At 68.7% G+C, this 16,953-nt stretch carries 20 protein-coding genes; 13 read left to right on the top strand and 7 right to left on the bottom strand.

Annotation, left to right across the window (positions count from 1 at the left end; genetic code table 11):
* The 5 genes from BLQ77_RS10820 to BLQ77_RS10800 all read right to left on the bottom strand — a co-directional run bounded on the left by BLQ77_RS10820 (window position 1) and on the right by BLQ77_RS10800 (window position 4,440).
* Window positions 1-1,203 (bottom strand): toxic anion resistance protein, encoded by a 1,203-nt coding sequence (locus tag BLQ77_RS10820; RefSeq protein ID WP_089958806.1) that lies wholly within the window; start codon window positions 1,201-1,203, stop codon window positions 1-3.
* A 39-nt stretch (window positions 1,204-1,242) separates the two neighbouring features.
* Entirely contained in the window at window positions 1,243-2,148 is a 906-nt protein-coding gene (locus BLQ77_RS10815) for a 5-bromo-4-chloroindolyl phosphate hydrolysis family protein (protein WP_089958803.1), read from the bottom strand.
* Between the two features lie 172 nt (window positions 2,149-2,320).
* Window positions 2,321-3,178 (bottom strand): hypothetical protein, encoded by an 858-nt coding sequence (locus BLQ77_RS10810; RefSeq protein WP_089958800.1) that lies wholly within the window; start codon window positions 3,176-3,178, stop codon window positions 2,321-2,323.
* Window positions 3,179-3,203: 25 nt separating this feature from the next.
* The gene (locus BLQ77_RS10805) at window positions 3,204-3,401 is read right to left on the bottom strand and encodes a hypothetical protein (protein WP_242661684.1); all 198 of its coding nucleotides are present in this window, start codon (window positions 3,399-3,401) and stop codon (window positions 3,204-3,206) included.
* A gap of 88 nt (window positions 3,402-3,489) precedes the next feature.
* Window positions 3,490-4,440, bottom strand: a complete 951-nt coding sequence (locus tag BLQ77_RS10800; RefSeq protein ID WP_089958793.1) for a pseudouridine synthase — start codon at window positions 4,438-4,440, stop codon at window positions 3,490-3,492.
* 77 nt (window positions 4,441-4,517) lie between these two features.
* On the opposite strand from BLQ77_RS10800, the gene BLQ77_RS10795 reads away from it, so the two are divergent.
* The 9 genes from BLQ77_RS10795 (at window position 4,518) to BLQ77_RS10755 (ending at window position 11,763) form a co-directional block, all read left to right on the top strand.
* Window positions 4,518-4,967: a nucleoside deaminase gene (locus BLQ77_RS10795; protein WP_089958789.1), complete on the top strand. Its 450-nt coding sequence runs from the start codon at window positions 4,518-4,520 to the stop codon at window positions 4,965-4,967.
* A 1-nt stretch (window position 4,968) separates the two neighbouring features.
* Window positions 4,969-5,508, top strand: coding sequence for a pseudouridine synthase (locus BLQ77_RS10790; protein WP_089958786.1), 540 nt, complete (start codon window positions 4,969-4,971; stop codon window positions 5,506-5,508).
* 251 nt (window positions 5,509-5,759) lie between these two features.
* Window positions 5,760-6,662, top strand: a complete 903-nt coding sequence (locus BLQ77_RS10785; protein ID WP_089958783.1) for an EamA family transporter — start codon at window positions 5,760-5,762, stop codon at window positions 6,660-6,662.
* 135 nt (window positions 6,663-6,797) lie between these two features.
* Window positions 6,798-7,586 (top strand): exodeoxyribonuclease III, encoded by a 789-nt coding sequence (locus BLQ77_RS10780; protein ID WP_089958780.1) that lies wholly within the window; start codon window positions 6,798-6,800, stop codon window positions 7,584-7,586.
* 145 nt (window positions 7,587-7,731) lie between these two features.
* Window positions 7,732-9,153 carry a cardiolipin synthase gene (cls, locus tag BLQ77_RS10775; protein ID WP_089958776.1) on the top strand — a complete coding sequence of 474 codons (1,422 nt, stop codon included), beginning with the start codon at window positions 7,732-7,734 and terminating at the stop codon, window positions 9,151-9,153.
* A 10-nt stretch (window positions 9,154-9,163) separates the two neighbouring features.
* Window positions 9,164-9,841, top strand: coding sequence for an endonuclease/exonuclease/phosphatase family protein (locus BLQ77_RS10770; protein WP_089958772.1), 678 nt, complete (start codon window positions 9,164-9,166; stop codon window positions 9,839-9,841).
* A 120-nt stretch (window positions 9,842-9,961) separates the two neighbouring features.
* Window positions 9,962-10,876, top strand: a complete 915-nt coding sequence (locus tag BLQ77_RS10765; protein ID WP_008883320.1) for a thioredoxin family protein — start codon at window positions 9,962-9,964, stop codon at window positions 10,874-10,876.
* Window positions 10,877-10,903: 27 nt separating this feature from the next.
* Window positions 10,904-11,551 (top strand): LON peptidase substrate-binding domain-containing protein, encoded by a 648-nt coding sequence (locus tag BLQ77_RS10760; RefSeq protein WP_040383630.1) that lies wholly within the window; start codon window positions 10,904-10,906, stop codon window positions 11,549-11,551.
* On the top strand, window positions 11,548-11,763 hold the full coding sequence (locus BLQ77_RS10755; RefSeq protein WP_089958768.1) for a Trm112 family protein: 216 nt from the start codon (window positions 11,548-11,550) through the stop codon (window positions 11,761-11,763). Before BLQ77_RS10760 ends, BLQ77_RS10755 begins: the two co-directional genes overlap by 4 nt.
* 22 nt (window positions 11,764-11,785) lie before the next feature.
* On the opposite strand, the gene BLQ77_RS10750 is transcribed toward BLQ77_RS10755, so the two are convergent.
* Window positions 11,786-12,757 carry a threonine ammonia-lyase gene (locus tag BLQ77_RS10750; protein ID WP_089958765.1) on the bottom strand — a complete coding sequence of 324 codons (972 nt, stop codon included), beginning with the start codon at window positions 12,755-12,757 and terminating at the stop codon, window positions 11,786-11,788.
* A gap of 113 nt (window positions 12,758-12,870) precedes the next feature.
* On the opposite strand from BLQ77_RS10750, the gene BLQ77_RS10745 reads away from it, so the two are divergent.
* The 3 genes from BLQ77_RS10745 to rpsO all read left to right on the top strand — a co-directional run bounded on the left by BLQ77_RS10745 (window position 12,871) and on the right by rpsO (window position 14,973).
* Window positions 12,871-13,401, top strand: coding sequence for a DUF1643 domain-containing protein (locus BLQ77_RS10745; RefSeq protein WP_089958761.1), 531 nt, complete (start codon window positions 12,871-12,873; stop codon window positions 13,399-13,401).
* 97 nt (window positions 13,402-13,498) lie between these two features.
* Window positions 13,499-14,548, top strand: a complete 1,050-nt coding sequence (locus BLQ77_RS10740; RefSeq protein WP_089958757.1) for a calcium-binding protein — start codon at window positions 13,499-13,501, stop codon at window positions 14,546-14,548.
* A 155-nt stretch (window positions 14,549-14,703) separates the two neighbouring features.
* Window positions 14,704-14,973 carry a 30S ribosomal protein S15 gene (gene rpsO, locus BLQ77_RS10735; protein ID WP_008883314.1) on the top strand — a complete coding sequence of 90 codons (270 nt, stop codon included), beginning with the start codon at window positions 14,704-14,706 and terminating at the stop codon, window positions 14,971-14,973.
* Window positions 14,974-15,054: 81 nt separating this feature from the next.
* On the opposite strand, the gene BLQ77_RS10730 is transcribed toward rpsO, so the two are convergent.
* Window positions 15,055-15,564, bottom strand: coding sequence for a DUF3280 domain-containing protein (locus BLQ77_RS10730; protein ID WP_008883386.1), 510 nt, complete (start codon window positions 15,562-15,564; stop codon window positions 15,055-15,057).
* Between the two features lie 123 nt (window positions 15,565-15,687).
* Here BLQ77_RS10730 and BLQ77_RS10725 point away from each other — a divergent pair, with 123 nt between their 5' ends.
* The gene (locus tag BLQ77_RS10725) at window positions 15,688-16,749 is read left to right on the top strand and encodes a DUF3616 domain-containing protein (RefSeq protein WP_089958751.1); all 1,062 of its coding nucleotides are present in this window, start codon (window positions 15,688-15,690) and stop codon (window positions 16,747-16,749) included.
* Window positions 16,750-16,953: the final 204 nt, after the last annotated feature.

Below are 16,953 nucleotides of genomic sequence, written 5' to 3'. Positions count from 1 at the left end.
TCAGGCGCCCTTCGGCACAGAGGTGCCCGCGTTGTCGCCGATCCCATCACGGCGCGCCTTGGCCGAGGCCAGCGTGTCGCGCAATTCGTGCTCCATCTTCTTGAGCTCCTCCTCGGCGGCGGCACGGCGCGCCTTGCCCTCGTCGGCGATCTGCAGGCTTTCCTGGATCGTCGCGATCAGGTCGGAATTGGCCTGCTTGACGGCCTCGATGTCGAAGACGCCGCGCTCCATCTCCTGCCGGATGACCTTGTTGCTGTCGCGCAGGTTGGCGGCATTGGCGGTGAGCAGCTCGTTGGTCAGGTCCGTCGCCTCGCGCACGGCGCCCGCGGCTTCGGCCGAGCGCTGGATGGTGACCGCCTGCGCGAGCTGCGTCTCCCACAGCGGCACGGTGTTCACGAGGGTCGAGTTGATCTTGGTGACAAGCGACTTGTCGTTCTCCTGCACCAGGCGGATCGAGGGCAGGGATTGCATCGTCACCTGGCGGGTGAGCTTGAGGTCGTGAACCCGCCGCTCGAGATCGTCGCGGGAAGCCCGCAGGTCGCGCAGCTCCTGCGCCTTCATCACCTGGTCGTTCTCGGCGGCGGCCTGAACCTCGGCCTCCTTGGCGGGGATGGTGACGGTGTCGAGCTCCCGCAGCTTTTCCTCGCCGGCGGCGATGTAGAGTGCCAGCTCGTCGTAGAAGTTCAGGGTCTTGTCGTAGAGCAGGTCGAGCGACTTGATGTCCTTCAGCAGCACGTGCTCGTGCTTCAGCAGGTTGTCGGTGATGCGGTCGATCTGGCCCTGCACTTCCTCGTAGCGGGCGGTGAACTTGGCGAAGGGTGCGGTACGGCCGAGCAGCTTTTCCCACCAGCTGCGATCGCGGCGCACGTCGAGCTCGGAGACCGAGAAGCCGCGGATGGTGGTGACGATGTCGCGCAGCCCGTCGCCGGCGGGGCCCACGTCCTTGTTGCGGACGCCGTCGAGCATCGCCTGGCTGATTTCCTGCAGCTCGGTCTGGGCACCGGCGCCGAAGGAGACGATGGAATTGGTGTCGCCCATGTCGATCTCGGCCATGCGAGAGCGGATCTCCTCGCTGACCTCGGGCGTGGCGTCCTGAAGCGAGATCACCGCCCGCGCGTCACCGGGCTCGGGCAGGACCACCGCGTTCACTTCCTCGACCATGGCCTCGGTCATCGTGGCCTCTGCTTTCACTTTTTCAGACATCGGACATTCCCTGACTTGCGTGGCGTTCCGCCCCGGGGCTCAACTCGGTCGAACGCCTTCGCGTTGCAACCGATCCCGGAGAACTTCGATTTCGACCGAGAGGTCGGCATTGTTGTCCAGCAGAAGCTTCTCAGTTTTTTGACCGAAACTCTCCTCGAGGTCGGTCAGAAGCATCATGAAATCGCTCTTTGCCCCACGATCCTGCGTCCGGCTGTAGATGTCGGCGAATTTGACGGCAGCATCGCGTGCGCCCATCAGGTAGACGCCGAGGTAACGGCGGGCGGCGGTGAGGTCGCGGGGGTCTTCCTCGACCGTGCGGATCAGTTCCGACACCTTGGCATGGAATCGCTCCACCCGTGCCTCGACCTGGCGGTCTCCGGCGCGGCGGACGGCGTCCTCCATCTCGGTCAGGTAGGTCTCGGCCTCCTGCACGGCGCGGGCGACGCGGTCCTGCTGGAAGGTGTCGACGCCCTCCATGCCCTTGCTCCGGAGCGGGTCGATGCCGAAGGCGGCAAGATGCAGCGCGGCGGCGCTGAGCCCGTAGAGCAGGGGGGCGGCGAATTGCATGGAATCGGTCTTGCTCACGACCGCGATGGCGACGCCGAGCCCGGCGAGCCCGGCCGCGAAGATCTTGCGCGGAATCGCCGGACGGCGCGCCACGCGGCGTTCCGCGAAGGCGGCCTCGGCCCGCAGCCCCTCGCGCAGGAGCCACGCGCCCAGAAGCAGCACACCGGCGCCGGCCAGGCCGGTGGCGAGCTGCGCCGCGCCGCCGCCGAGCGAGGTTGCGGCCAGCACGATGGGCGGCGCGAAGAGCACGTTGGAACGGGCGCCGACCGGATCGACCCGCGCGCCCTTGTAGTGGCTGGGGCGGATGCGTTCTACCGCCTCGGGGGCGTCGCCCTCGGGGGAGTCGGGGCTGTACTTGCCGCCGTAGCGCTGCGCCATGTCAGAGCCCTCCGAGCCATCCCGAAGTGACCCCGAAAAGGAGCACGATCAGAAGAACATAAGCCGTTCTCTGCAGTGCAGAACCAGACATGCCGCCTCCAGTATTTCCGCGGTTCGTGGAAAACTTAGGGGCAAAGGCGGGAACTTGCTAGGGGAGTCGGCGCGGTTTCGCTCAGGCAGCGCGGTTGTGTGCCATGCGGTTCCACAGGAGGTCGGCCTCCAGTTCGAAGGCGTCACGCCCGGTCCTTGCACCGGCCTTGCGGGCGCGGTCCTCGAAGGTGTCACCCAGCGCGGTGACGCGGGCGACGTAGCGCCGGCGCGCCCGGACGCGGTCGACCGTATCCCAGGCCGCGACGAGCTGGTCGTTCTCGCGGCGGAACAGTTCCACGAAGCGGACAACGGGCCTGCGCAGGCGCCTGATCCCGCCCGGATCCTCGCCCAGCGTGCGGATCAGCCCCATGATGCCGTTCTTCAGCGCCTCGACCTGGCGGGTCAGCTCGGTATCGCCGAGGTTGGCGACCTCGTAGACCATCTCGTCGAGCTTGGCATTGATCCGCTCCAGCGCCTCGAGCGCCAGGGGATCGGGGCCGGTCGTGTCTTCCTCGCAGGCGTTCCCGGTGCCGCAAATGCAGCCCTTGGGCGTCAGCGGGTCGAAGCCGAAGGCGGCGAGGCTGAGCCCGGTGGCGACGATGCCGAAGACCAGCGGCACGAGGAGGTTGGCGAAGTGATGCCCGGCAAGGATCAGCACCATCAGCCCGATCACCAACGCGCCCGCGATCTTGCGCGGAAAGCGGGGCGCGCGGGCGGTGGTCGCGGCGTCATAGGCGTTCTGGATCTGCTGGCCGCGGTGGATCAGCCGCAGCGCGGACAGCAGCATTGCCAGCTGTAAGACCGCGGCAAAGGCCGAGCTCGCGTGGCCCTGGAACAGCAGCAGGATCAGCGGGAAGGCCGCGAGGAACAGCAGCCCGAGACCCGAGTCGAGCGGGCCCATGCCGTTGTCCGCGCCGCGTGTCTCAGTGGTCTTGGCCATGTCGATGTCCCCCCGGTTCCATCGGTCACAGAAGGTAGCTGAGGGCGAAAATCAGGACCCAGAGCGCCGCAAAGGCGAGCTTCGCGCCCGGGTTGCCGCTGTGGCGCAGCCGGAGCACCGCCGAGGACAGCGCTTCGAACGTGTCATGCGCGACCGTGCGCAGGTTCCCGAGAACCAGCAGCGTTGTCACCAGGAGAATCGCAAAGGCCAGGATCGTCGTCATCATGAAACCTGAGATGACGGCGAAACCGGGCGAAAAAGCGGCATATCGCGGGAAAATCCACGATTATTTCACGAAGGTTAACAGGGGGTTATCGCCTTTTTGGCGATTCCTTGGCGCCGTCCGGCGCCGGCTTGCGGCGGCGCGTCGGCTGCGGGCGGTTGGATTTCGCGCCCTCGAGCCCCAGCTGGTCGCGCACGACCCTGCTGCGCACTTCCTGCACCTCGCCCTGCTTGAGCTGGCCAAGCTGGAAGGGCCCGTAGGAGACACGGATCAGCCGGTTCACCGTGAGCCCGATGTCGGTCATGGCGCGGCGGATCTCGCGGTTCTTGCCCTCGCGCAGGCCGATGGTGAGCCAGGCGTTGGCGCCCTGCTGGCGGTCGAGCGTGACCTCCATCGGCTGGAAGGCCTGCCCATCGATGACGATGCCGGCGCGCAGGGGGGCCAGCATGTCGTCGCTGGGCTTGCCGTTCACCCGCACCCGGTACTTGCGCAGCCAGCCGGTCGAGGGCAGCTCGAGCCTGCGCTTGATGCCGCCGTCGTTGGTGAGCAGCAGCAGCCCCTCGGAATTGAGGTCGAGCCGGCCAACGCTCATCACCCGGGGGAGTTCCTCGGGAAGGTCGTCGTAGATCGTCGGGCGGCCCTGCTCGTCCTTGGTCGTGGTCACCAGCCCGGCGGGCTTGTGGTAGAGCCAGATGCGCGGATCCTCGGGGGCGTCGACGGGCTTGCCGTCGACGGTGACCTTGTCCTTGTCGGTCACGTTGAGCGCGGCGCGGGTGATGATCTCGCCGTTGACCGCCACGCGGCCCATCTCGATCATCTTCTCCGCCTCGCGACGGCTGGCGACGCCGGCGCGGGCAAGCACCTTGGCGATGCGGTCGCCGGCAGGCGTGCCGGCGGGCGCGCCCGATGGCGCCCCGGACGGGGTGCCGGGCTTGGCACCGGCTTTTGCTCCGGGCTTGGCGCCGGTCTTCGGTCCCGACTTGGGACCGGCGGCAGGAGAGGGGCGTGCCGGGCTGCGGCGGGCGGGCGGTTTTGTCATGCGCCTGCCATACAGCAGGACCGCGCCCGGGGGAAGCGCCTCGCCAAAGCCGCGGCGACCGGATATGAGCCTGCCCCATGAGCTTTCGCAGTCACATGGCACAGGCGCTGACCGAGGCGCGGGCCGCCGCCGCGCGCGGCGAGGTGCCCGTGGGGGCCGTCGTGGTCGCCCCCGACGGCCGCGTCGTGGCGGCGGCGGGCAACCGCACGCGCGAGCTCAACGATCCGACCGCCCATGCCGAGATCCTCGCCCTGCGCGCCGCCTGCGCCGATGCGGGCTCCGAGCGCCTGCCGGGGCACGATCTCTACGTCACGCTCGAGCCCTGTCCGATGTGCGCCGCGGCGATCTCCTTCGCCCGCGTCGCCCGGCTCTACTACGGTGCCGCCGACCCCAAGTCCGGCGGTGTCGCGCAGGGCGCGCGGGTCTACGCGCACCCGCAGTGCCACCACGTGCCCGAGGTCTACGATGGCATCGCCGCGGCGGAGGCCGAGACCCTCCTGCGCGGTTTTTTCGCGGAGCGCCGCTGACATGCTGATCCTGCTCAACAAGCCCTACGGGGTGCTGTCGCAATTCACCGACAAGGGCAACGCCGACAGCCCGCGGGCGACGCTCTCGGATTATGTCGAGGTGCCGCGGGTGTATCCCGCGGGGCGGCTCGACCGGGACAGCGAGGGCCTGCTGCTGCTCACCGACGACGGTGCGCTGCAGGCCCGCATCGCGCATCCGAAGTTCCGCAAGCCCAAGACCTACCTCGTGCAGGTCGAGGGCGACCCGACCGACGACCAGCTCGCGCAGCTGCGCCGCGGCGTCACCCTCAATGACGGCCCGACCCGACCCGCCACGGTGCGCCGCCTGCCGCCGCCCGATCTCTGGCCGCGGGTGCCGCCGGTCAGGTTCCGCAAGTCGGTGCCCGATGCCTGGCTCGAGCTCACCATCACCGAAGGCCGCAACCGCCAGGTGCGCCGGATGACCGCCCATGTCGGCCTGCCCTGCCTGCGGCTGGTGCGCTGGTCGATCGGCGACTGGTCGGTGGCAGGGCTCGCGCCGGGCGAATGGCGGGCGCTCTGATCCCGGCCCCCGCGCCGGCGACACCGGCAGGAGCCTCCGGCGGGGATATTTGAAGCCAGAGGAAACACGCGGCCCGGCGCTCCCGGTTTCCATTGGCCAGAAATATCCCGGGGGAGTCTCCGCAGGAGACGGGGGCAGCGCCCCCATCCGACCGCGACGCAGGTACGGAGTTCGAGCGCGCGCGCATCCTATCCCCTTGCGGTGCCAAGCGATCTGGTCATTCGCCGCAAAGCCCGTCATAGCTTGCGCCCATGGACCTCTGGATCGCCGTCACCCTCTCTGCCGCCTTCTTTCAGACCCTGCGCTTCATGCTCCACAAGGTGCTGAGCATGGGGGCGCTGACGTCGACCGGCTCGACCTTTGCGCGCTTCGCCTATGCGCTGCCGCCGGCGCTGCTGTTCACCGGGATCTACCTCTGGTCCACGGGGCAGGGCTGGCCGCAACTCGACTGGGCGTTCTGGATTTACGCCTGGATCGGCGCGCTGGGGCAGATCCTTGCCACCATCTGCGTCGTGGCGATCTTCCGGCAGCGCAATTTCGCGGTGGGCATCACCTTCAAGAAGACCGAGGTCATCCAGACCGCGATTCTCGGCGCCGTCGTGCTGGGCGAGGTGATCTCGCGCGCCGGCTGGGCGGCGATCCTGATCGGGCTCGTGGGCGTGCTGCTGCTGTCCGACACGCCCGGTCTCTCGGGCGGCCTGATGCGGCGGGTGGCGAACCGGGCGGTGGCGCTGGGCCTCGCCTCGGGCTTCTTCTTCGCCTTCTCGGCGGTGGGCTATCGCGCCGCCTCGCTCGAGATCGCCGGCGACGACCCGGTGCTGCGCGCCTCGGTGACCTATGTCTGCGTCGTCGTGAGCCAGGTCATCGCCATGTCGCTCTGGCTGCGCGTGGCCGAGCCCGGCCAGATCGCGGCGGTCTGGAACGCTCGGAAGGTCGCAGTGTGGCTCGGGCTGACCTCGATGGCGGGCAGCCTCTCGTGGTTCATCGCCTTCACCCTGCAGACCGCGGCCTACGTCCAGGCGCTGGGGCAGGTGGAGCTGCTGTTCTCGCTCATGGCCTCGGTGCTGTTCTTCAAGGAGAGCGTCAGCCGGCGCGAGCTGGCCGGCATCGGTTTCCTCGGGCTATCGATCCTCGTCCTCGTGCTGGTGCTCTGAGCCCCGGTACCGGGAGGCCACGGGCGGGGTTGCGCCCGGCCCCGCCCGGTGCGACGTTCCCCGCGCCCATGCCCACCCGGCCCATGCCCAACCGGCACGTGACCGCCCAACCCGTGACCGCCTCAGGAGACCGCAATGTCCTTCACGCTCGCCACCTGGAACATCAATTCCGTCCGCCTGCGCGAGTCGCTGGTCTGCCAGCTCCTGACTGAGGAGGCGCCGGACGTGCTTTGTCTGCAGGAGTGCAAGAGCCCGGTCGAGAAGATCCCGCTCGAGGCATTCCGGGCGCTGGGCTACGGCCATATCGTGGCGCGGGGCCAGAAGGGCTATAACGGAGTCGCCATCCTGTCGAAGCTGCCAATCCGGGACGTGGGTGACCGCGATTTCGCGCAGCTGGGCCACGCCCGCCACGTCGCAGCCGAGCTCGAGAACGGCGTGACCGTGCACAATTTCTACGTCCCCGCCGGTGGCGACATCCCCGACCGCGAGCTCAACGAGAAGTTCGGGCAGAAGCTCGATTACCTCGCCGAGATGCGCGACTGGTTCCGGGCCGAGCGTTTCGGCAAGTCGATCCTCGTGGGCGATCTCAACATCGCCCCGCGCGAGGATGACGTCTGGTCCCATAAGGCGCTGCTGAAGGTGGTCTCGCACACGCCGGTCGAGGTCGCGGCGCTGGCCGAGACGCAGGAGGCGGGCAACTGGGTCGACATCACCCGCAAGGACATCCCCGAGGGCCAGCTCTATTCGTGGTGGTCCTACCGGGCGCGGGACTGGGACACGGCCGACAAGGGCCGCCGTCTCGACCACGTCTGGGCGACGCCTGACATCGCGGGCGCCGGCCATTCGAGCCGCATCCTGCGCGCCGCTCGCGGCTGGGAAAAGCCCTCGGACCATGCGCCGGTGCTGGCGACCTTCGACCTCTGAACGGCGCTGCCGGGGTGCGCGCCACGCCGGACGACGTGCCGGTGAACAGGGTGGCGGGAAGGGGGTGCGACGGGCGGGCCGGAAACCTCGCCGGGGAACTCTTCGCCCCTGTCAGGGTTAAGAAATTCCCTGTAGAAGTGATCCCATGATCGTCAGCGACCTGCGTATCCTGATCTCCGTCATCTTCGCCGTCCTGCTGCCCCTTGCCGTGGGGCTGGCCATCTGGCGGGTGCTCAGCCATGCGCGCACGCCGCAGGGCACCGTGGCCTGGGTGGTGTTCCTGCTTGCGGCGCCGTGGTTCGCGCTGCCCTCCTACCTGATTTTCGGGCACCACAAGCTGCACGGCTACACCCGGCACCGCAAGGTCAGCCACGCGCTGATCCGAAAGCTCGGCGCCTATGCGCGCTCGGTGGCGCCGCGGCAGCGCAAGCCGGCGTTCCGCGCCTTCGAGACGCTGGCCGAGATGCCGGTCGCCGGGGGCAACGCGCTGAACCTGCTGGTCGACGGCGACGACACCTTCGCGGCGATCTTCGCAGAGATCGACAAGGCGCAGCGTTACGTGCTGGTGCAGTACTACATCATTGACGACGACGGCACCGGACGGACCTTCGCCGACCACCTCATCGCCGCCGCCGCGCGCGGTGTCGAGGTGCGGATGATCTTCGACGGCGTCGGCTGCTACGGGCTGCCCGCGTCCTACCGCGAGCGACTGGTCGCCGCCGGGGTGAAGGTGCTGAACCCGCGCGACGTGCGCGGCCCGACCTCGCGGCTGCAGATCAACTTCCGCAACCACCGCAAGACGGTGATCGTGGACGGCGAGACCGCGTTCATGGGGGGGCTCAACATGTCCGACACCTACCGCGGGCTGAACCCGGCCTTCGGGCAGTGGCGCGACACACACCTGAAGCTCGCCGGGCCCGCCGTGGCGCAGTTGCAGCTCACCTATGTCGAGGACTGGCACTGGGCGACCGACGAGGCGCTCGGCACCGAGCTTTTCTGGACGCCCGAGCCCGATCCCGACGGTGCCGACGCGCTGGTCGTGCCCTGCGGGCCGGTGGACACGCTCGACACCGGCGCGCTGTTCTTCTTCAATGCGATCACGGAGGCGCGCGAGCGGGTGTGGATTGCCACGCCCTATTTCGTGCCCGACGGCGATATCCTGACCGCGCTGAAGATGGCCGCGCTCCGGGGCTGCGACGTGCGGGTGCTGCTGCCCGAGGGGCGCGACCACTGGACGACGTGGCTGGCCGCCTTCTCGTATTTCGACGAGGTGCGCGAGGCCGGCGTGCAGATCTGGCGCTACAAGCCCGGCTTCCTGCACCAGAAGGTCATCCTTACCGACGGCGATTTCGTGGGCATCGGCACCGCCAACCTCGACAACCGCTCGTTCCGTCTGAACTTCGAGACCATGGCCGCGGTGTTCGACGAGCCCTTCGCCGCCCGTGTCGAGGCGATGCTCCAGACCGATTTCGCCAATGCCGAGCCGCTCGGCCAGTCGCTGGACCAGCAGCCGCTCTGGCTGCGGATCGGGGCGCGGGTGACGCGCCTGATCGCGCCGGTGCTATAGGAGCGGGTCGATGCGTCTGAAGGTTGCAAGCTACAACATCCGCAAGGCGATGGGTCTCGACCGCCGTCGCGATCCAGCGCGGATCCTCAAGGTGCTGAACAGGATCGGCGCTGACGTGGTCATGCTGCAGGAGGCCGACCTGCGGCTCGGCCCGCGGCCGACGGCGATCCCGCGCTTCCTCATCGAGCAGGAGACGGATTACGAGGTGGCCGACGTCTCGGTCAACGACGTCAGCATCGGCTGGCACGGCAACGCAATGCTGGTGCGCAAGGGGCTGCAGCGCGGCGGCGTGCGGCGGCTCGAGTTGCCGGGGCTGGAGCCGCGCGGCGCGGTGCTGGTCGAGGTCGAGGGCATCAGCTTCGTGGGCGCCCACCTCGGGCTGATGCGACGCTTCCGGCTGTTGCAGATGACCGCCATCCGGGAGCACCTGAGCGGCATCGAGAGCACGGCCTTCATCGCGGGCGATTTCAACGAATGGTCCGACGTGCGCGGCTACGAGCCGTGGGAGAACGACTTCAAGCTGGTGCTGCCCGGGCGCAGCTACCACGCGGCGCGGCCGGTGGCGGCGCTGGACGGCTTCGCCTATGGCAACGCGCTGCGCATCGAGCGGATGGGCGTGATGCGCGAAGGGCCGGCGCGCGTGGCCTCGGACCACCTGCCGATCTGGGCCGAGCTGGACCTCGACTGAGCCGGCCTCGGGCCCCGCGACGGGGGCTGCGGATGTTACAGTGCCGGCCACGGGCCTTGCATCATTGCGGACCATGCGCCATCTGTCAGCAGGACAGAACCGCAAGCAGCGGAGGAAAAGATGCTGGAACTGGGTAGCAAGCCGGAGGCGCCGCAGGGCGACCTTATCAAGGATGTCTCCGAAGCCGACTTCATGGCCGAGGTCGTGGACCGCTCGCAGGAGGTCCCCGTCATCGTCGACTTCTGGGCGCCGTGGTGCGGCCCCTGCAAGCAGCTTGGACCGGCGCTCGAGGCGGCTGTGACGGCCGCGCGCGGTGCCGTGGTGATGGCCAAGGTGAACGTGGACGAGGCACAGATGATCGCCTCGCAGCTGCGTATCCAGTCGATCCCGACGGTCTATGCCTTCTACAAGGGCCAGCCGGTGGACGGCTTTCAGGGCGCGCTGCCGGCTTCCGAGCTCAAGGCCTTCATCGACCGTGTCGTGCAGGTTTCGGGCGGCGACGCGAGCGGCGGGCTCGACGAGGCGGTGGCCGCCGCCGAGGAGATGCTCGAGCAGGGGGCCGCGACAGATGCGGCGCAGACCTTTGCCGCGATCCTCGAGGAAGACCCGGTCAATGCTGCGGCCTACGGTGGTTTCGTGCGGGCGCATATCGCGATGGACGATCTCGACCAGGCCGAGGCGATCCTGAACGGCGCGCCGATGGAGATCTCGAAATCCGCCGAGCTCGAGGCGGCCCACGCCCAGCTCGCGCTGGCGCGCCAGGCCGAGAATGCCGGCCCGGTGGCCGACCTCACCGCGCAGGTCGAGGCCGACCCGGCCGATCACCAGGCCCGGTTCGACCTTGCTCAGGCGCTTTATGCCAAGGGCGATGCCGCCGGTGCCGTCGATCAGCTTCTCGAGCTTTTCCGCCGCGATCGCGAGTGGAACGAGGGCGCGGCCAAGACCCAGCTCTTCACCATCTTCGAGGCGCTCAAGGCCAATGATCCGGTGGTGCTGAACGGCCGGAGAAAACTCAGCTCGATGATATTTGCCTGATGGCCCGAGCGGACTAGCTCGGTGTCCATGTCCAGACGCATCGATCTTCCGGGCACGGTCCCGATCTTTCCCCTGCCGGGTGCGTTGCTGCTGCCGCGCTCCCGGCTTCCCCTGCACATCTTCGAGCCGCGTTACCTCGCGATGCTGGATGACGCGCTGAAGACGGACTCTCGGGTGATCGGCATGATTCAGCCCGACCGGCTTGCGGCCCGCGAAGGCGGCTGCGGGCTGCACCGGATCGGCTGTGCCGGGCGCATCACCCAGTTCTCCGAGACCGAGGACGGGCGTTACATGATCACGCTCTTCGGGCTGTCGCGGTTCCGCGTGCTGCACGAGGTGGACGGGTTCACGCCTTACCGTCGCTGCGACGTGAGCTGGGACGGGTTCGAGCGTGATCTCGGCGGCACCGAGGCGGACGAGGCCTTCAACCGCAAGCGCTTCCTCGACACGCTCGACCGCTATTTCGAGGCGCGCGGGTTGTCGGCGGACTGGGCCACGCTCAAGGACGCGGATGACGAGCTGCTGATCAACTCGCTCTCGATGCTCCTTGAGTTCGAGCCCGAGGACAAGCAGGCGCTGCTTGAGGCGCCGTCTCTCGAGACCCGGCGCGAGACGCTGGTGACCCTCATCGAATACGCGCTGCGCGGCGGCGGCGGAGAAGGAACGATGCAATGAACGACGCAGTGACGGCAGGGGTGGCAGGCCCCGCAAGCACCCCCTTCGACCGGCGGATGCTCGAGGCGCTGGTCTGCCCGGCGACCCACGCGACGCTGGAATACGACCCCGAGCGGCAGGAACTGGTGAGCAAGAACGCCCGGATCGCCTACCCGATCCGCGACGGCATCCCGGTCATGCTCTTCGACGAGGCCCGGCGGCTCGACGACTGAGCCTGCCGGACCTGCGCATCGCTCAGAACGTGGTGTCGAGCGCCCGGCGGAAGACGTCGGGGTCGACGTTGCCGCCAGAGACGGTGCAGATCACCGCGTCGCCCTCGATCTCGGAGCCACGGTACAGCGCCGCGGCCAGCGCCACGGCGCCGCCGGGCTCGGCCACGATCTTCAGGTGACGGAAGGCCGCGTGCATGGCGCGCAGGGCCTCTTCCTCTGTGACCACCAGACCCGGGCCGCAGAGCCGCTTCATGATCGGGAAGGTGATGTTGCCGGGACGCGGCGTGATGATCGCGTCGCAGATATTGCCGGACAGCTGCGCATTGCTCTCGATCTCGCCCGAGGCGAGCGAGCGGGTCACGTCGTCGAAGCCCTCGGGCTCGGCGGGCCGCACCCGCATCCCCGGCGCCCGCGCCTCGAGCGCCAGCGCGATGCCCGAGGTCAGCCCGCCACCGCCACAGCAGACGATGACATCGGCCTCGGTGACACCGGCCTCGGCGGCCTGTTCGGCGATTTCGAGCCCGCAGGTGCCCTGTCCGGCGATCACCTCGGGCTCGTCGAAGGGCTTGACCAGCGTCAGCCCGCGCTCGGCGGCGAGACGGGCACCGATCTCGTCGCGGTCCTCGGTGGCGCGGTCATAGGGCACCACCTCGGCGCCGAGGCCGCGGGTGCCGGCAACCTTCGCGGCGGGCGCGTCCGAGGGCATCACGATCACGGCGGGCACGCCATGCATCTTCGCCGCGGCGGCAATGCCCTGCGCGTGATTGCCCGAGGAGAAGGCGATGATGCCCGCCGCGCGTTCCTCGGGAGTGAGTTTCGAGATCGCCGACCACGCCCCACGGAACTTGAAGCTGCCGGTGTGCTGCAGGCACTCGGCCTTGACCAGCACGCGGCGGCCCGCGATCTCGTCGAGGAAGGGAGAGGAAAGCAGCGGCGTGCGGCGTGCGTGGCCCGCCAGCCGTGCGGCGGCGGCGTCGATCCGGTCGATGTCCATGGAATGTCCCGTCTTGATGTGTCGTGGCGAACGTGCGCCGCGGGTCCGGGGGTGTCAACGGGGCGCGTGGAGGGGCTTGCGGAGCGCTCGCCGCGGCGGCAGTCTCCGGCGCCATGATCGAACGTTGCCATGAGGCCGACGGCGTCGCGTCGCGCGCCGTCTACTCCCCCTGCGAGCGCTACCGCTACGGGCTTGAACGGCGCTGGGGCACCGGGCGCCCGCTGCTCTACGTGATGCTCAACCCCTCGACCGCCGACGAGCTGCGGAACGACCCCACCATCGAGCGCTGCCAGCGCCGCGCGGTGCTGCTCGGCTTCGGGGCGATGCGCATCGCGAACCTCTTTGCGTGGCGGGCGACCCGCCCGGCGGACCTGCGGCGTGCGGCGGAGCCGGTGGGCGAGGAGAACGACGGGCTGCTGCTGGCGTGGCACGGCGAGGCGGGAATGACGCTGGGGGCGTGGGGCGTGCACGGCGCGCATCTGGGGCGCGGGCCCGGGATCGCGGCTGCCCTTGAGGGCGAGCTGCATCACCTCGGCCTGACCCGCGACGGCCACCCCCGCCATCCGCTCTACGTCTCTTACGAGGTGGCGCCGACACCATGGCCCGCCGAGGCGCGCTACGCGGTGCGTCCGGCTGCATCCTGAGATCTTTCCGCGTCGATTAACCCTGTGAGGCGAATGGCTTTGAAAAGGAAGATCCGATCGCGGAATATCCGGCCTCGCCCTTGCGTGAGGTTCGCGGATGCTCTGGTTGGCCGGATTGATGGGGATGATGGTGCTGGGCTCGTTGGCGGTCTTCGGCACCCATGACAGCGCCTCGGACGACGCGGGCGACGATGTCCGGCCCGAAGACACCGAGGAGGTCGCCGACGAGGTCAGCTCTGCCTTCGGCCTGCCGGGCATGGAGTTCGGCGACGACGGTACGCCCGAGGACTGGACCGAGGACAGTGCCGCAGAGGATGGCGCCGCGGGGCAGGGGCTCATCTTCACGGGCAGCGATGGCGACGACCTGATCGCGGGCACCGATGCCACGGATGTCATCGGCGGCGGCGCGGGTGACGACTTGATCGACGGGCTCGGCGGGGACGACGAGCTCGTGGGCGGCGAAGGGGCCGACACGCTGATCGGTGACGACGGCAACGACAGCCTTCATGGCGACAGCGGCGGCGATACCCTTCTCGGGCTCCGAGGCGACGACCTCCTCTATGCCCATGATGGCGGCGGCACGCTCGACGGCGGTGACGACGCGGACGAGCTGCAAGGCGGGCTCGGCGCCGATACTCTGCTGGGCGGCGCGGGTAACGACGCGCTGCACGGGCGTGAAGGTGCCGACACGCTGATCGGCGGCGCGGGCGAGGACACGCTCTTCGGCGGCGGGGGCAACGATCTGCTCTCGGGCGTGCTGCGCGACGGCGTCGGCACCGACACCGACGCGCTCGACTATCTCAACGGCAGCGACGGCGACGACACGCTCGAGATCGGGGCGGGCGACGTCGCGACCGGCGGCAGCGGCGCCGACCTCTTCGCGCTTGGCGACTGGATCGACGAGGCCGAGGCCGCGCAGCTCATGGACTTTGACGCCTCCGAGGACCAGATGCTGGTGATCTACGACGACAGCGACGACGAGGCCGAGCCGGAGCTCGAGCTGCGCGACAGCGACACGGTCGAGGGCATGGTCGAGATCGTGCTCGACGGCGAGGTGCTGGCGACCATGCCGCTCGCGGATGCGCCGCCGCTGGCCAGCATCGTGCTGGTGGGCGAAAGCGCCATGCCGGCGCTGGGCGGGCTCTGACCGCGCCGGTCGGGGCGCCCGCGGAATCGCCTTTCCAAACCGCGCGAATTGCCCTATACGCGCGCATCCGCTCCACGAGGGGGCGGGTATCTCCACGGGCCCTGCTGGACGACATCCCGGCTTGCGCCATTCACACCAACCCAAAGGAGACCCCGATGTCGATCACCGTCGAAGAGAAAAACCGCCTGATGAAGGAATTCGCCACCAAGGAAGGCGATACCGGTTCGCCGGAAGTTCAGGTGGCCATCCTCACCAGCCGCATCACCACCCTGACCGAGCACTTCAAGACCCACAAGAAGGACAACCACTCGCGTCGTGGCCTTCTGAAGCTCGTGGCTCAGCGCCGCAAGTTGCTGGACTACCTGAAGGGCAAGGAAGAGGCTCGTTATCTCGACCTCATCCAGCGCCTCGGCATCCGCCGCTAAGGCATTCGCGGACGGCTTTGCCGCCCGACCGGATTCGAACGCCCGTTCCGTCAGGAGCGGGCGTTTTCGTTTGCGCGGCGCTCACGGGTGGTCGGTCAGCAGCCGGTTGTCGATGAGGAAATCCAGCCCGCGCTTCCACGCGATGTCGGTGTTGCCGCGAATGTCGGTCTGGTAGAGCGCGACGATCTCGCCGGTATCGCTGTCGCGCTCGCGCAGGATCACCGTCTGGACCAGCACCGACATCTTCTGCACCGCGCCGGTGATCGACAGGCCCGCGCCAAGCTTGCGGGCCAGCGCCGCCTCGCAATGGTTGCAGGTGAAGGCGTCGCCGTGCATTGCGAGCTCGGCGCTCACCGGGGCGGGGTCGACGACCCGGAACCTGCCGCTCTCGTCCAGCCGCTCGCGCAGGTGCTGGTTGAGCATGGCGATGCGCGCGTGCTCGGCCTCGTTGGTGGCGCCGTAGTCGACTTCCTGGCTGAAGTTGATGAAGCTCATGTCGAAGACCGCGACCGGCGTCGGATCGGCGTGAAGGGGCGCGGACGCGAGCCATGCGAGGCCGGTCAGCGTGACGGAAAGGGCAGAACGTGGCATGGGTACCTCCGGGGTGGGGTGACGCCAGTCTAGCGCCAAGGGGCGTTCCGGTCCGCACAGCCGATGGTCTCGGTATCGAGCGGGCGTCCGGAACCCGCGCGGGTGGTTCCGCGTAGAAAGGCCATGAGCCATGATCTGCAGCCAGCCGAGACCCTCCTCCTGACCTTCAAGGACAAGGAGGCCTTCGTTTCCGTGGACGACCCGATCCACAAGGACCTCTCCACCGTCACGGTGCACGGAGAGACCCTGTTCCTGTCCTGCGACGAGACCGCCGGCATCGACCGGCTGACCCCGGACAAGTCGGGTTACGGCAACCACGTCCACTTCAACCTGGGCGAGCTGGTCGAGCTTCCCGACGGCCCCGATGGAGAAATGGACATCGAGGGTCTGGCGGTGGACGGCGACTGGATCTGGATCTGCGGTTCGCAATCGCTCAAGCGCGAGAAGCCCGACGATGACGACGACCCCAAGACCGCGCTCGACCGCATGGCGGACATCGACTGGGACGAGAACCGCGCCTTTCTCGGGCGCCTGCCGCTGGTGATGGAAGACGGGGCGCCGCGCCCGGTCGCCCGGGATGGCGCGCGCCGGATGGCCCACGTGAAACAGGGCAAGAAGAGCGCGCTGAAGAAATGGCTGAAGGGCGACCCGCACCTCGACCGCTTCCTCTCGATCCCGAGCAAGGAGAACGGGCTCGACATCGAGGGCATCGCGGTCAAGGGGTTGCGGGTCTGGCTGGGGCTGCGTGGCCCGGTGCTGCGCGGCCGCGCGGTGATCCTCGACATGGAGATGAGGGTGACCAAGAACGGCCACCTGAAGCCGCGCCGGCTGGCCGACGGGATGCGCTACCGCAAGCACCTGATCAACACCACCGGGCAGGGCGTCCGAGACCTCAGCTTCGATGGCGACGACCTGATTGTTCTGACGGGCACGGCGCTGGCGGGTGACGGGCCCTCCGAGGTGCTGCGCTGGCGCGACGCGGTGGCGGACGTGACCTCGGGCCTCGTGGAGCCCGCCAAGGTCGAGACGCTGGCCGAGCTGCCCTATCGCGGTGCGGTGGATCACCCCGAGGGCATCGTGCCGTGGCTGAAGCCCGGCGAATGGCTGGCGGTCTACGACAGCCCGGCGCCGGAGCGGGTCAAGGAAAGGCCCGCGCGGGTGCTCGCCGATATCTGGACCTTCTGAGCCGTTCCCGCGACTGGGGCCGCGAGGCAGGGCGCCCGGAATGCCCTATTCATAGGCGTCCCGGCGCCCTTGCGCATGTATTTTCCTTTCCCTGTTGGCCAAACTCTTGTATGGCCCCTCCCATCTGAGACGTGACGCCTTCAGCCCCCGGGCGCGTGCAAGAGGATAAGGGGGCGGCGGCAATGGGGCCGCCACGCAAACGGG

Origin of the sequence: Salipiger thiooxidans, assembly GCF_900102075.1 — a bacterium.
Classification (GTDB): Bacteria; Pseudomonadota; Alphaproteobacteria; order Rhodobacterales; family Rhodobacteraceae; genus Salipiger; species Salipiger thiooxidans.
Note: the sequence above shows the minus strand (reverse complement) of the source record. Positions and strands in the feature narration are given on the sequence as shown.

Bases quoted from the DNA above. Each gene is read 5' to 3' on its own strand.
- BLQ77_RS10820 (WP_089958806.1), bottom strand. From the start codon at position 1,203: ATGTCTGAAAAAGTGAAAGCAGAGGCCACGATGACCGAGGCCATGGTC.
- BLQ77_RS10815 (WP_089958803.1), bottom strand. From the start codon at position 2,148: ATGGCGCAGCGCTACGGCGGCAAGTACAGCCCCGACTCCCCCGAGGGC.
- BLQ77_RS10810 (WP_089958800.1), bottom strand. From the start codon at position 3,178: ATGGCCAAGACCACTGAGACACGCGGCGCGGACAACGGCATGGGCCCG.
- BLQ77_RS10805 (WP_242661684.1), bottom strand. From the start codon at position 3,401: ATGACGACGATCCTGGCCTTTGCGATTCTCCTGGTGACAACGCTGCTG.
- BLQ77_RS10800 (WP_089958793.1), bottom strand. From the start codon at position 4,440: ATGACAAAACCGCCCGCCCGCCGCAGCCCGGCACGCCCCTCTCCTGCC.
- BLQ77_RS10795 (WP_089958789.1), top strand. From the start codon at position 4,518: ATGAGCTTTCGCAGTCACATGGCACAGGCGCTGACCGAGGCGCGGGCC.
- BLQ77_RS10790 (WP_089958786.1), top strand. From the start codon at position 4,969: ATGCTGATCCTGCTCAACAAGCCCTACGGGGTGCTGTCGCAATTCACC.
- BLQ77_RS10785 (WP_089958783.1), top strand. From the start codon at position 5,760: ATGGACCTCTGGATCGCCGTCACCCTCTCTGCCGCCTTCTTTCAGACC.
- BLQ77_RS10780 (WP_089958780.1), top strand. From the start codon at position 6,798: ATGTCCTTCACGCTCGCCACCTGGAACATCAATTCCGTCCGCCTGCGC.
- cls (WP_089958776.1), top strand. From the start codon at position 7,732: ATGATCGTCAGCGACCTGCGTATCCTGATCTCCGTCATCTTCGCCGTC.
- BLQ77_RS10770 (WP_089958772.1), top strand. From the start codon at position 9,164: ATGCGTCTGAAGGTTGCAAGCTACAACATCCGCAAGGCGATGGGTCTC.
- BLQ77_RS10765 (WP_008883320.1), top strand. From the start codon at position 9,962: ATGCTGGAACTGGGTAGCAAGCCGGAGGCGCCGCAGGGCGACCTTATC.
- BLQ77_RS10760 (WP_040383630.1), top strand. From the start codon at position 10,904: ATGTCCAGACGCATCGATCTTCCGGGCACGGTCCCGATCTTTCCCCTG.
- BLQ77_RS10755 (WP_089958768.1), top strand. From the start codon at position 11,548: ATGAACGACGCAGTGACGGCAGGGGTGGCAGGCCCCGCAAGCACCCCC.
- BLQ77_RS10750 (WP_089958765.1), bottom strand. From the start codon at position 12,757: ATGGACATCGACCGGATCGACGCCGCCGCCGCACGGCTGGCGGGCCAC.
- BLQ77_RS10745 (WP_089958761.1), top strand. From the start codon at position 12,871: ATGATCGAACGTTGCCATGAGGCCGACGGCGTCGCGTCGCGCGCCGTC.
- BLQ77_RS10740 (WP_089958757.1), top strand. From the start codon at position 13,499: ATGCTCTGGTTGGCCGGATTGATGGGGATGATGGTGCTGGGCTCGTTG.
- rpsO (WP_008883314.1), top strand. From the start codon at position 14,704: ATGTCGATCACCGTCGAAGAGAAAAACCGCCTGATGAAGGAATTCGCC.
- BLQ77_RS10730 (WP_008883386.1), bottom strand. From the start codon at position 15,564: ATGCCACGTTCTGCCCTTTCCGTCACGCTGACCGGCCTCGCATGGCTC.
- BLQ77_RS10725 (WP_089958751.1), top strand. From the start codon at position 15,688: ATGAGCCATGATCTGCAGCCAGCCGAGACCCTCCTCCTGACCTTCAAG.